This window comes from Pseudomonas sp. NPDC087598, assembly GCF_044743525.1.
GTDB lineage: Bacteria > Pseudomonadota > Gammaproteobacteria > Pseudomonadales > Pseudomonadaceae > Aquipseudomonas.
Genome location: NZ_JBIUWQ010000020.1, coordinates 16,668 through 30,241 on the forward strand (window position 1 = coordinate 16,668; position 13,574 = coordinate 30,241).

The following is a 13,574-nucleotide window of genomic DNA, read 5'->3' on the forward strand; positions in this document are numbered from 1 at the left end:
CTACCGAGGTCACTGTGTCCCAAGGCTGCCCCATCACCGCTGGTCAGGCGCTGTAATGCCGCATACCAATGCATTTCTGGACAAACTGGCCAGCAGTTCGCTGCGGTTGAACAAAAGTCTGCTGCTGCTCGGCGCCCTTGTATTGCTGCTTTTGGGCATCAGCTATCTGGGGGTACAGCGCATGCTCGAAGAGCAGCGCGACACCCTGCAGTTTCACTTCGCCCGGCTGATGGAAAATATCCATGAGCAGGAAGTGTTCCTGCGCGATATCTCCCAGGCCAGTGCCAAGGGTCAATATTTTCCTTTGGTGGTGTTGCCCACTTATTCGCAAAAACTGCTGCCAGAAGAAGGCCCGAATGTCTATGAAGGTCGCGGCTTGCCGTTTTCACTGCCGTTCAGCGTAAAGATCGATCCGCAGAGAATCGCCGCCGACCAATACCCCAAGGTTTTCGCGCTGGGTAGTTATCTGGCCGCCTACTACAGCGCGTTCTGGGCGGCATCGCACTATCAGTCGCCGCAAGTGATCCTGCTCAATGGCCCCGACAACTTCGACGTGGCCGTGCCCTCCGCCGGGCGCTTGCGCGGTGCAGGCCCGATGCAGATCGGCGCGTTTGCCCAAGTCATGAGCCAGGTGAACCAGCATGCACGCGAGCAGTCATCAGTCGCTGATCATCAAGTGCATTGGGTGCCCTACCCGTCTACTCAGGACAACGAGTCAACGCCGACGCTGCTGGCCTACGTCAGGATCAATCTGCTCCAGCCTATGCAGGCCATCGAGGGCGCCGATTCCTGGGTGGTGCTCGGCACGTTGCTGAAACTGTCCCAGGTCAACAACATCGAGCGATTGATGGAGTGGTCGATCTACGATGACTTCACCTTGATCACCCCGGCCGGCGTGGTCTTGACCGGCGCACAGAGATCCGACCAGGAACTGGATGAGGGGATAAATTTCGACCGTGACGGCCTGGTGTTCAAACTGAGCAGCCCCGGCGCACAGCACTGGACCGCGATCTACGTCATCAGCCTGCGCAGTTTTCTCAGCTATGCGCTGTGGCCATTGCTGTGCCTCGTGGCGGTGGTGCTGGCGTTGCTTGGTTGCGGTCGGGCCATCAACCGCTGGTACACCGCACGCGTGATCATCCCCGCGCAAAGTGCGCACGCGAGCATCGCCGAAAGCGAGGCCTTCAGCCGTGCGGTGATCGACACCGCACCGACCGGCCTCTGTGTGATTCGCCGCAGCGATCACCACGTGCTCCTGGAAAACCAGCGCGCCCAGCAATGGCACGACAGCAGCCGTTTGATGAGCCTGCTCAAGTCACACAGCGAGTCCGGCCATGCCGATCTCGAGATCGACGGGCGTCATCTGCATCTGGCTTTCGTCTCGACGCGCTATCAAGGCCAGGATGCCTGGTTGTGTGCGTTGCATGACGTGACCCGGCATATCGAAGACGCCGCCGCCCTGGAAGAAGCCCGTCAGGCCGCCGACTCGGCCAACCAGGCCAAGAGCCGCTTCCTCGCCACCATGAGCCATGAAATTCGTACCCCGCTCTACGGCGTGCTGGGCACCCTCGAATTGCTCGGGCTGACACCGCTCGCCCCACGCCAGCAGGATTATCTGGACACCATCCAGCGTTCCTCCGCCAGCCTGTTCAAGCTGATCAGCGATGTGCTGGATGTGTCGAAGATCGAGGCCGGGCAAATGACCCTTGAGCTTCAGGACTTCTGCCCGCTGGAGCTGACTGAAGATGTCGTGCGTACTTACAGCGCATTTGCCCGCGCCAAAGGCCTGCAACTGTATGCCTGCATCGATTCGGGCTTGCCGGATCAACTGCGCGGTGACCCGTTGCGCATCCGCCAGATCCTCAACAACCTGCTGAGCAACGCGATCAAGTTCACCGACAACGGTCGCGTGGTGCTGCGCGTGCGCGTGTTGCAAAACGCCGCTGGCAGCGCCGAAGTGCAATGGCAGGTCAGCGATTCGGGCATGGGGATTTCCCAAGCGCAGCAACAGCAATTGTTCGACCCGTTCTATCAGGTCAACGACGCCGACAGTCAGGCCGGCGCGGGTCTGGGCCTGGCCATTTGCAAATGGTTGTGCGAGTTGATGCACGGCCAGTTGAGCGTGGTCAGTGAACCCGGACTGGGCAGCAGTTTTACCCTGCAACTCTCGCTGGAGAACGTGCCGGGCGCATTGGCCGATTGCCCCGCCTTCGTGGAAGGCAGCGCCGCCGTTTATGTACGTGCACCGATCAGCGAACTGGCGCTGCAGCTGATGGCCTGGCTCAACCGTTTTGGTCTGGATTGCCGCTTGGTGACGACCGAGATGCCACCACTCTCGGCGCTACTGGTGGACCTCACCCCGCTCGACAATGCCCCGCACTGGAGCGGGCCACGGATCGTCGCTTTGTCGGGCGGCCCAAATCCGGCGCAACTGAATGGCCCCGACTGGACGGTCGACGCCAACGATGTCCGCGCGATTGCCTGGGCTATTTATCTGGCACAACACGGCGCCAATGCGCAGCGCCCAGCCGCGCTGCAAGCAAAGACCCGCCCACTGAATCTGCAGGTGCTGGTGGCCGAAGACAACGTGATCAACGCGGCGATCATCAAGGAACAACTGGAAGCCCTCGGCTGCTCGGTGATCGTCGCCGTGAATGGCGAACAAGCCTTGGCGCAGTGGGTGCCCGGCCGCTTCGATCTGCTGCTGACCGACGTCAACATGCCGGTCATGAACGGCTACCGACTGGCCGAAGCGGTGCGCCAACAGGACGCAACGCTGCCGATCATCGGCGTCACCGCCAACGCCCTGCGCGAAGAAGGCGAACGCTGCGCCGCCGTCGGCATGAACGCGTGGATGGTCAAGCCGCTGAACCTTGCCACCCTGCGTACGCAACTTGAGCAACATTGCAAAATCGCTGTGGCCCCCGTTATCGATACCCCGCCGTCGCTATCTGCAAAAATGCGCGAGTTGTTTGTCACCACCCTGCGCCAGGATATTCAGACCACCCTGGCGGCACTGGATGCGGCCGACGCCAACAGCGTGGCGCAGCAACTGCACGGCATGGCGGGGGCGCTAGGGGCAGTGCAGATCAACGTCTTGGCCAGCGCGTTTGTCGAGCTGGAATGTCGCTTGACCGGCATGGCCGTGACGCCCGCTCTGGCCGTGGCGGTGCGACAAAATCTGACGCGGCTGCAAGATCTGCTCGACTCCCTCGAATAACTTCACTCTGGATAAATCACTCATGGAAACCTTCAACGTTATCATTGCCGATGATCATCCCATCGTGCTGCTGGGGGTGCGGGAACTGGTCGAGCGTGACCAACGCTTTCGCGTGGTGGGCGAAGCGGTAGGCTCCGATGAGCTGATCAAGCTGCTGGAGACCAAGCCTGTAGATCTGTTGATCACCGACTTCAACATGCCTGCCGATTCGACCTACGGTGACGGCCTGAAACTGGTGGAGTACCTGATAAGGCACTTTCCCAAGGTTCGGGTATTGGTACTGACCATGATTTCCAATCCGTTGATCCTGACGCGCCTGCAGGAACTGGGTGTGCTGGCAGTCATTCAAAAAAACCAGTTGCACGACGAAATCGAGACCGCACTCAAAGCCATCGCCAAAGGCAACCCGGTGCGCTGGCAGGCACCCGCGCCGACATCCGTAGTGAACGACGGCGCTGATCTGGATGAACGGTTTTCCCGGTTGTCGCCCAAGGAGCATGAAATCCTGCGCTTGTTCGTTCAGGGCCAGGGCGTCAACGACATTGCCCGTTACTTGAACAGAAGTGCTAAAACCATCAGTACGCAAAAAATATCGGCAATGCGCAAACTTGAAGTCTGCAGTGATCAGGACTTATTGGCTTATTGCATAGAGCGCAACTTGTTTAACTAACAGGTAATGACACCCTAGTTAAAGACGACTTCTAGGAATCGTCTGATGTTCCAGCAAAAGTTCGCGCTATATTGTGTTGTTGTTTTAACCCCAACCATTGGAAAACAACATGAAAAAGCTGACTCGCGCACTTCTCGCCCTTTCGATCATTGCCGCTACCGGCAACGCTCTGGCAGAAGATCCACCGGCCCCAACCCCGACCAAGGCTGGCAGCGGCACCATCAACTTCACCGGCACCATCAACAACGATGCCTGCTCGGTTGAAGGCGCCGGAAGCAACAAAACCATTTCGGTCAACATGGGCGAAGTGTCGATCAAGGACATGGGCACCGCTACTGCACCTAAAGGCAACGGCACCCTGAGCGCCGAAAACTTCGACATGAAGATCAACTGCAACGCCGGCACAAAAGTGGCGATGATCTTCGAACCGACCAAGGGCGCAGGTTCGGGCATCGTGGCCGGGACCAAAGTACTGAAGCTGATCGACGGCCTCGGCGCTGCGAAGAACATTGGTATCGCCTTGCTCGACTCCAATGGCGCGTTGATCGACCTGAGCTCGCCATCCACCGCGAAGATCGAAAACACCCTGCAAGACAGCAACACCACGCTGAAATTCTCGGCCGCCTACGTCACCACCGCCGACGTGGCAACCGCCGTTGCCGGTCGTGGCGACGCCACCCTGCCGTTCACCCTGCAATACGAATAACCCGCGCGAATGCTCGAGCCCGGTGCGGGGCCACGCGGCCCCGCGCTTTCAATCACTTGCGCGGTAACCATCATGTTTTATCGACACTCACTGTCCTTTTGTGCAGGCCTGCTGGGCCTGTTCGTGGTCAATCAGGCCACCGCCGGCATTTCCTTGAGCAGCACCCGTCTGGTCTTCGACGGCCAGCACAAGGAAGCCGGAATCACCGTGCGTAACAGCGGTGCAGATGTGCTGGTCCAGTCGTGGATCGACACCGACGCCAGCGAATCCGCTTCCGTGCCGTTTGCGGTCACACCGCCGTTAGTGCGCGTCAGCGGCGACGAACAGCAAATACTGCGGGTCATCTACGAGGGCACCGGCATGCCGAGCGACCGCGAGTCGGTAGTCTGGCTCAACGTGCAGGAAATCCCCCAGAACGCGAAAACCCAGAACACCCTGCAGCTCGCCGTGCGCCAGCGCATCAAGGTGTTCTTCCGCCCGGTTGGCCTGAAAAAAAACGCCTACCTGGCACCGGGCGAACTGACCTGGCGCCTGGCCGAGCGCGCCGGAAAAAGCGTGCTGGTGGTGAATAACCCCGGTCTTTATCACGTGTCGATTGCCGATATCACCCTGCAATCCGGCGCAGTCAGCGAGCAGCCGTTTGATTCGATGATGATCGCGCCCGGCGAACGCAAAGAGTTCGTGTTGAAACAACTTCACTCGACTAATGCGGCAAGTTTGTTGTTCAGCAGCATTAATGACTACGGCGCACAAGATCGTTTTACCGCGCAACTTTCCAACAGCGCCGACACTCACGCCAGTCCAAACAAAGAAACGCCATAATTCGCGAATCGCTCTGATCGCACACTTTCACTGTATTTCTCTTCGCTCCGTTAGTTCGTATCGGAGGTGATATAGGGTTCCTGCATGTTTTTACTCAAACGCGACGGCCTGGCATCGTTGTTGATCGCCTCGGCCATCAGCACAGCGTGCCAGGCTGACGGCGATGAACAGTTCAACACGTCGTTTCTGCAAGGCGCCGCGTCGACCGTTGATGTGCAATCGCTGCTCGCCAGCAACAGCGTACTGCCCGGCAACTACCGGGTTGACCTCTACAGCAACGACACGCTGGTCGGTCGGCGCGATATCGACTTCCGTCGCCACCCCGGCAACGGCAAGATCCAGGCCTGCCTGACCCTGGAAATGGTCCAGCAGTTGGGCGTCGACATCGCCAAGTTGCAAGCCAGCGGCAAACTCGACGCTGACGACCCGACCGCCTGCCTCGACTTGCCCGCTCTGATCGAACATGCCAGCGTGCGTTACGACGTACCGCGCTTGCGCCTGCTGGTCAGCGTGCCGCAAAACGCCATGGAACGTGGCCGACGTGGTTACGTTGACCCAGCCCTGTGGGACGAAGGCGTGCCTGCGGCGTTTATCAACTATCAGCTGAGCAGCAGCCGTAACAGCACGCAGACCGCCAACACGATTTCCAATAACGTCGGCTTGCGCAACGGTATCAACCTGGGCGGCTGGCGCTTGCGCAACGAGTCCAACTTCAACAGCAGCACGGACCAGCCGAGCACCTTCAAAAGCAACCGCAGCTATCTGCAACATGACGTCACCGCGTTAAAAGGCCAGTTCAGTGCCGGGGATATTTTCTCCGACGCCGACCTGTTCGACAGCGTGCGCTATCGCGGCCTGAAACTGGCCTCCGATGACGGCATGCGCGCCGACAGCGAGCGCGGCTATGCGCCGGTCATTCGCGGAATTGCACAGTCCAGCGCCACGGTGGAAATTCGTCAGAACAACTACATCCTCTACACCACCAACGTGCCGCCGGGCCCTTTCGAGATCAGCGATATCTATCCCAGCGGTTCCAACGGTGACCTGGAAATCACGATTATCGAAGCCGACGGTCAGCGCCGGGTGACGGTGCAGGCGTTTTCCAGCCTGCCGATCATGGTTCGTCAAGGTCAACTGAAGTACAGCGTCTCGGCCGGCCGTTACAACAGCAACAGCGATGATCTGCAATCGCCGCAGTTCGTCAGCAGTACACTGGCCTACGGCATCAGCAGCAACTTGTCCGGCATCGTCGGCGTGCAGGCAACCGAGAATTTTCAGGCGTTGTCCGTGGGCTCGGGGCGCAATACGCCGATCGGCGCCGTGTCACTGGACGTGACCCATTCCGCCAGCCGCACCTTTGGCCAAGTGGTCAAGGGCAACAGCTTGCGGGCGCTGTACGCCAAGACCTTTACCGGCACCGACACCAGCTTCACCCTCGCCGCCTATCGCTATTCGACCGAGGGTTATCGCACCCTCACAGACCATGTCGAGGAACTGAGCCATGAGGGCGAAAAACGCACGGGCAACTCGAAAACCCGCACCGACCTGACCGTCAACCAGAGCCTGGGGACTAACCAGCAATATGGCAGCGTTTACCTCAACGCCAGTGACCAGCGTTATTGGGGACGCGGCGGATCGCAAAGCCTGTCGGCGGGTTACAGCAATTATTGGGGCGATGTCAGCTACAACCTCGGCGCGACCTACACCAAGGACGTCGGCAACTATGGGCCGGCGAACAACGACACCTTGGTCAACCTGTCACTGTCTTTCCCGCTGGGTTCAAAACCGCGCGCGCCGAGAGCGTTCGTTTCCGCCAGCACACAGAGAGCCACCGACAGCACCCAAGTCGGGATCAACGGTTATCTGACGGAAGACAGCGACACTTATTACTCGGTGCAAGGCGGCAACAGCAGCACCGGTGGCAGCAACGGTTCGGCCAACCTCAGCACCCGCACCTCGGTGATGGACATCAGCGCCGGTTACAGTCAGGGGCGAGGCTACAACTCGCAGAACCTTAATCTGGCCGGCTCGATCGTCGGTCACGGCGGCGGGATCAACCTGGGCCAAACCGTGGGTGAGACGTTTGCGCTGGCGCAGGTCGAAGGAGTATCCGGGGTGAAAATCGGCAGCTTCTCCGGGGCGAAAACCGGGCGTAACGGCTATGCCGTGGTGCCCAATGCGCAACCCTATCGGGTCAACTGGATCAACCTCGACACCCGCGACCTGGGCGGCGATATCGAAATCGATAACGCGACCCGGCAAGTGGTGCCGCGCCGTGGTGCCGTGGTGCTCGCGCGCTATGCGAGCAAGACCGGGCGCCGCGTGCAATTTGCATTGTTCGATGCGCAGCACCAGCCGATCCCGTTTGGTGCGTCGCTGGAAGATGGCGCCGGCAAGCAACTGGCAATCTCCGATCCGAGTGGCAAGGCACTGGCGCTGATTGAAAGCGACACTGGCAGCCTCGTCATCCAATGGCAAAGCCAGCGCTGCGAGGCACCTTACACACTGCCGGAGCGCAATAAGGCGCTGAACTATGAGCGGGTATCGCTAGTATGCCGCGCGACAGCGACTGACTGAGACGCCGCCATCGCTGGCAAGCCCGCTCCCACAGGGTTGGTGTCGTACGTAATATTCATGTACGCCAAAGAAAACTGTGGGAGCTGGCTTGCCAGCGATGCAAGCGGCTCGGTGTCAAGGCAAGCACGCGACCTAGAAGTCGCGTTTGTAGAAGATATCCAGCGAACTGGCGACGCCACTGGCCGCCTCGACATAGACCTTCTTGCTCAGTTTGTAACGCAGCGCAATGGTATTGGCCGGTTCAAACACGCCAACGCCATAACGCAAACTGAGTTTCTCGGAGATGTTGCCGCTGGCCACCACGCTGGTGGTGTTACCGCTGCCTTGGGTGTCGAGCTGGAAATCCTGAATGCCAAGGTCTTTGGCCAGACCGCTGGTCACCCCGGAACTGCCCATCAAGCCCAGGCCCAACGCCGCTTGCGCAAGCATGTTGTTGTCTTCGCCGTTGGTGCTCAGTGGACGGCCCAGCACCAGATACGACAGCGCCTGTTCCTGGCTCATCGCAGGCTCGGAGAAGATCTGGGTGGTCGGCTGCTCGGCGCTGCCGCTCAGGCGAATACCGGCAATGACATCGTCGGTCTGACGAATGGCTTCGATGTCCAGATACGGTTGATCAATCGGCCCGGCGAACAGCAGGCGCGCACGCCGTACCGTCAGGCGCTGGCCATAGGCGCGGTACTTGCCGTCGTTGAGCCACAACTCGCCACGGGTGTCCATGTTGTCGCCGATGTGCACATGCCCTTGCAGGTTGGCGGTCAGGCCGAATCCGGCAAAGCTGAGCTTGTCTTCGCCGACCACCACATCGATGTCCATTTTCATGGCCATCGGCGGCTTGCCCTCCTCGGTCTGCGCACCGACGATGATCGTGTCATCGGAGACTTTCACGGTCGATGGCGGCAGTTCACGCACGGTGATTTCGCCTCTCGGCACCTGCACCTTGCCGGCAATCTTCAGCTCATCGTCGGCCATGGATATCTTCAGGTCCGGTGCGACTTCGAGTTTGGCGTACGGCTCGACGGTCACCGGCAGTTGCGTGCCTTTAAGCGCCAGATCGACCATCAGCGCCTGGCCCCAGGCAACATTACCGTTGAGGCTGCCCTGCCCGGTCTTGCCGCTTTTCCAGCCGCCGTCCAGACGTACCGATTCACCGGCAATCACTGCTTTGAGCTGCAGATCCTGCAACTCCATCGGCAGCTCGGCACCGGACACTTCGCCGTCGCTGAGTTGCACGGTGCCGTTGACCAACGGTGCCAGCAGGCCACCGGAAATCGTGCCGCTGCCGTTGAGGTGCCCGGTGAGTTTTTCGACCATTGGCACAAACGGCCGTGCCACCGACAGATCCAGCCCGGTGAGACGGAACGAGCCGCTCAGCGGTTTGTTTTTCGGCAGCGGATTAAGCTGCGCCTGCACCATCAGTTCGCCGAGTTTGCCGCCAACGAAGTTGAGGTCGGTGTCGATGCGCTTGGGCGTGAGTTTGCTGGTGAGTTTCAGGGTCTGATACGGGAAGTCCAGCCACTGATCCTTTTCCTTCATGCGCAAGGTGCCGCCGCTGGCGTCGATGCTGATCACCCCGTTCGGGCCGCTGGCCGGCAGATCCAGTTGCAGGTCGGCGTTGAGCTTGCCCTGCCAGGCGAAATCCTTGGGCAGCCATTGCGCCAGACTTTCAATCGGGAATTGCTTGAGGTGGTAACGCAGTTTCGGATCGGGCATCAGCCGTTGGTCTTCACCGCACAGGCTGGCACTGCCGGACATCCAGCAATGAGCGCCGAAGTTGATCTTGCCGTCGGCAAGACGTTCAAGCTTCGCCGGGTTTTGCAACTTCCAGTCCTGACCGCCGGCCTGAATGTCACCGCTGGCCAGGCGACCGCGCCAGTTGCCCTTGTCCAGATTGCCGTCCAGACCCAGGGCCAGTTTCAGCTTCGGTCCGAGCAGGTCGAGATTGAGCTTCTGATTTTTGATATCGCCCTGAGCGCTGGCGGTCAGCGTGCCCAACGAGGTGTCGCCGGCCTGAATCCCCGCCCCTTTCAAATCGATCTTTGCCCGTTGCGCACTGTCGAGCGTGGCGTCGAGGTTAAGGCTTTGCAGGCGATTGTCTTGAAACGCCAGTTGCGAGCCTTGCAGATCAAGCTTGCCCTGCGGCGCCTTCAGCGTGCCGGCGACATTGACCTGGCCGTTGATCTGCCCGCGCAGTTCTGGCCACAGCTGGGCCAGACGCGACAGCTTGATGTCGATCTGCCCGGTGAGTTTCTGTTGCAGGCTGCCCTTGCCGCTGATGCTGTTGTCGCCGAGGCGGATTTGCAGGGCATTGAGGTTCCACTGTTCGCCAGCGCCGTCCGCCTTGGCTTGCAGGATGGCCGGTTGACCGCGCAGTTTGCCCTTGAGGTCGAGGTCGGCGGTCAGGCTAAGGCGTTCGTTCTTCATTTCGCCTTGGCTTTTCAGCGGGCCGGCTAAAGTGCCCGGCAGTTCCGCGACCCAGTACGCCGGGTTGAGTGCCGACAATTCCAGTGCCGTGTCCCAAGCGATACCGTCGGCGAACTGCACATTGACGTGCCCTTCAGCCTTGCCCTGCCCGGCTTGCATTTGCAGTTGCGGCAAAGCGATCTGCTTGAGACTGCCACTGAACGGACTGCTCAGGCTGAACGCGCCCGCCGGGCCATCGAGCGCGGCGGCAAAGTTACCGATGTATTGACCGTCGGTGTAGGAGACTTCGCCAGTGAAGGTACGCAAAGCGACCTGCGGCTCGTCAATTTCGTTGTAGAGCCGATGCCAGGGGAAATCCTGCCAATTGATGTTGGCCTGGGCGCTGAGGCCTTTGCTCCAGTCGACACTGCCGGTGAGCTTGAGGCTTTGCTTGTCGTTGGCCGTCAGATCGAGACCGGCGATCTGCGCGCCGCTGGCGTCGACCTTGCCTTTAAGCAGCAGCGCCACCGGGCCTTGATCCGCCGGCAGCGTCGCGTTGCCGTTTAGTTGATAACCGTTTTTCAGATCGCCTTCGCCGGTCAGCACCAGTTGATTGAGTTGCAGGGTGTCCGGTAGATCGGCGCTCGGCTTGAACGCTTCGGAGGTGATGCGCACCTTGGCCGGCAGGTTTTCCGCCAGCGGTTGCAGCTCGCCACTCAACTGGCCGTCGAGATAACCACGGCTGTCAGCGTGCAGGTTGAGGGTTTTCAGCAGGTCGCCGTCAACTTTCAATGCCAGCGTCCACGGGCCGGTGCCGGGAGACGGCAGGGTCAAGTCGCCAGCGATGTTCAGCGGCCAGTTGCCGGTGGGCTCAAGCAATCCGGAGAGGTTCAGGCTGAGGTCGTCGCGCTGCAGCTGCACGCTGTCGATCTGCATGCCTTTGGCCGTCCAGTGCGCCGCCAGCTTCAGGCCCTTGAGCTGCTCACTGCCGTTGAACAGCAAGCTGCCGACCTGCACATCGCCCAGCTCGATCGCGACGGGCAATTGCAGATCCGGCAGTTTGATCGGACCGCTTTCAGTGGTTTCGTCGCTCGGCGGGAATTGCAGGATGACTTGATCAGCCTTTAGCTGTTCGATGCAAAGCGTCATGCGGGTCAGGCACAGCGGCGACCATTCGAAGATCGGTTTTTGCAACTCGACGCGGCTGCTGTCCTGCTGCCACAACAAATGGTCGGCGCTCCACTGTCCGCCGAGCCGGCCCTGGAAGTTTTCCACGCTCAAGCCCGGCACCAGACCCAGCACCCAACGGCTGCCCGCCTGGGTGCCGAGCACCGTGGCGACGCTCAAGACAACAAAAAGCACCAGCGCCAACAGCGCCAGTGCCGCAATTTTCAAACCACGCTTCACAGCTCAGGCCCCATGGAAAAGTGCAGCCGGATGCCGCCATCGTCGTCCAGTGCATGGGCCAGGTCCAGGCGGATCGGCCCTACCGGCGAGACCCAGCGCACACCAATACCGACCCCGGTCTTGAGGTTCGGCAGTTCGAGTTTGTTGAAAGAATTGCCCTGGTCGACAAAGGTCGCGACCCGCCATTTCTCGGCAATCGAATATTGATACTCGACGCTGCCGGCGACCATGTAGCGGCCACCGATGCGGTCGCCGTCGGAGTTTTTCGGCGACAGGCTCTGGTAATCGTAACCGCGCACGCTCTGATCGCCACCGGCGAAGAAACGCAGCGACGGCGGCACCGAGTTGTAGCCATTGGTGGCGCTTCCGCCAACCTGCACACGGCCGAGGAAGCGGTGTTTGTCGAACACCGTGGTCAGGCCTTTGACCAGCGCGGTGCCATACAGAAGGTTGTTGTCGGAACCGAGCCCCTCCTTAGCCACTTTGCTTTCAAACGTAAGGCGATAGCCATTGTGCGGGTCGATACGGTTGTCGCTTTTCAGATAGGAATAGCTGATGCCGGGCATCAGCAAGGTACTCAGGCCGGAGTCGTCGCCGAGTTCATATTCTTCGCGCTGCCATTTCAGCGAGATCACCCGCTGCCAGCCGCTGGGCAACTTGCTGTGCCATTCCGGGCCAAAGGTCAGCAGTTTGCTCAACGTGTCGGAACCGTCGATATCTTCGAATTGATAGCCGCCGGCCCAACGCAATTTGTCGGTCAGTGGCGGGTCGAGCGGAATGTCATAGAACAGCCCGACGTTTTGTCGTGGCGCCGAGAGTTCGGCTTCCCAGCCATAGCTGTCGCCCTGCGGGTTGACCCAGTGGCGCGTCCAGTTGGCTTTGATACGCGGACCGACGTCGGTCGAATAGCCGAGGCCCAGCCCCATGGTGCGCGGCTTGCGCGTGTCGAGTTTGACGTCCACCGGGATCACGTCGTTTTTTGCCGCAGTCGGCGCGGCATCGACGCGCACGCCTTCGAAATAGCCGCTCGATTGCAGGTCGCGGTTGAGTTCGGCGATCAGCTCGGAGTCGTACGGCTCGCCTTCCTTGAACGGCACCATGCGTTGCAGCAGGTCTTCGTCGAACGGCGTGTCGCCTTCGAATTTGACTTTGCCCAGCGCATAACGCGGGCCGCTTTCGTAGATCAATTCAACGTCGGCGACGCCGGCGCGTGGGTCGACCAGGAGTTTCTGGCTAGTAAAGTGACCGCTGAAAAAACCGAAGCGTGAAGCCTGATTCTGAATAAGTCTTTTGGCGTCTTCGTAACGGCCATGATTGAGCACGGCGCCGGACTTGAGCACGTCGCTGTTCGGCACACGAAAGGATTTGAGAGAGGCCGCCGGGCCGTCGACACGAATGGTGACGTTGCGCAGGCGAATCGGTTCGCCGGGATCGATCTTCAGCACCAGACGCGGCTTGTCGCCGCCCTTGACGTCGCTTTCGATCTGCGGCTGATAGTAGCCCAACGCCTGGGCGGCCTTGCGCGCCTGCTCTTCGGCGCCGCGACTGAAGCGCAGCAAGGCTTCTTCGTCGCGATCGCCGAGGCTGCCGATATAGCCTTCTATATTGGCCTTGAGTTCATCGTTGGACGGTTTGATCCGCACATCCAATTCACTTTGCGCCAGTGCCGCACAGCTGGTTAACAGCATGAGCACGCCACTGGTAAATCTTCCTGGAAACTTCATAGGCGCGGATGCTATCACGAGCTTGGGAGCGTGATAGAGCCTGAGGTG

7 protein-coding genes are annotated in these 13,574 nt (G+C 60.1%); 5 read left to right on the forward strand and 2 right to left on the reverse strand.

Going from position 1 to position 13,574, the window contains the following annotated elements; genetic code table 11:
* Window positions 1-55 precede the first annotated feature (55 nt).
* The 5 genes from ACIOWE_RS13315 to ACIOWE_RS13335 all read left to right on the forward strand — a co-directional run bounded on the left by ACIOWE_RS13315 (window position 56) and on the right by ACIOWE_RS13335 (window position 7,995).
* Window positions 56-3,220: an ATP-binding protein gene (locus ACIOWE_RS13315; protein ID WP_401391898.1), complete on the forward strand. Its 3,165-nt coding sequence runs from the start codon at window positions 56-58 to the stop codon at window positions 3,218-3,220.
* A gap of 22 nt (window positions 3,221-3,242) precedes the next feature.
* Window positions 3,243-3,890: a response regulator gene (locus ACIOWE_RS13320; RefSeq protein ID WP_401391901.1), complete on the forward strand. Its 648-nt coding sequence runs from the start codon at window positions 3,243-3,245 to the stop codon at window positions 3,888-3,890.
* A 109-nt stretch (window positions 3,891-3,999) separates the two neighbouring features.
* Entirely contained in the window at window positions 4,000-4,596 is a 597-nt protein-coding gene (locus ACIOWE_RS13325) for a fimbrial protein (RefSeq protein WP_123462404.1), read from the forward strand.
* Between the two features lie 72 nt (window positions 4,597-4,668).
* A complete protein-coding gene (locus ACIOWE_RS13330) occupies window positions 4,669-5,418 on the forward strand; it encodes a molecular chaperone (protein ID WP_401391905.1) in 750 nt (249 codons plus the stop codon).
* Between the two features lie 84 nt (window positions 5,419-5,502).
* The gene (locus ACIOWE_RS13335) at window positions 5,503-7,995 is read left to right on the forward strand and encodes a fimbria/pilus outer membrane usher protein (protein ID WP_401391908.1); all 2,493 of its coding nucleotides are present in this window, start codon (window positions 5,503-5,505) and stop codon (window positions 7,993-7,995) included.
* A gap of 132 nt (window positions 7,996-8,127) precedes the next feature.
* Here the strand turns inward: ACIOWE_RS13335 and ACIOWE_RS13340 are convergent, their stop codons facing one another.
* Both ACIOWE_RS13340 and ACIOWE_RS13345 read right to left on the reverse strand, forming a co-directional pair.
* Window positions 8,128-11,802: a translocation/assembly module TamB domain-containing protein gene (locus ACIOWE_RS13340; protein ID WP_401391911.1), complete on the reverse strand. Its 3,675-nt coding sequence runs from the start codon at window positions 11,800-11,802 to the stop codon at window positions 8,128-8,130.
* Window positions 11,799-13,526, reverse strand: coding sequence for an autotransporter assembly complex family protein (locus ACIOWE_RS13345; RefSeq protein WP_401391914.1), 1,728 nt, complete (start codon window positions 13,524-13,526; stop codon window positions 11,799-11,801). Before ACIOWE_RS13345 ends, ACIOWE_RS13340 begins: the two co-directional genes overlap by 4 nt.
* Window positions 13,527-13,574 lie beyond the last annotated feature (48 nt).

What these genes read in the sequence shown, in the direction of transcription:
- ACIOWE_RS13315 (WP_401391898.1), top strand. Translation starts at nt 56, where the DNA reads ATGCCGCATACCAATGCATTTCTGGACAAACTGGCCAGCAGTTCGCTG.
- ACIOWE_RS13320 (WP_401391901.1), top strand. Translation starts at nt 3,243, where the DNA reads ATGGAAACCTTCAACGTTATCATTGCCGATGATCATCCCATCGTGCTG.
- ACIOWE_RS13325 (WP_123462404.1), top strand. Translation starts at nt 4,000, where the DNA reads ATGAAAAAGCTGACTCGCGCACTTCTCGCCCTTTCGATCATTGCCGCT.
- ACIOWE_RS13330 (WP_401391905.1), top strand. Translation starts at nt 4,669, where the DNA reads ATGTTTTATCGACACTCACTGTCCTTTTGTGCAGGCCTGCTGGGCCTG.
- ACIOWE_RS13335 (WP_401391908.1), top strand. Translation starts at nt 5,503, where the DNA reads ATGTTTTTACTCAAACGCGACGGCCTGGCATCGTTGTTGATCGCCTCG.
- ACIOWE_RS13345 (WP_401391914.1), bottom strand. Translation starts at nt 13,526, where the DNA reads ATGAAGTTTCCAGGAAGATTTACCAGTGGCGTGCTCATGCTGTTAACC.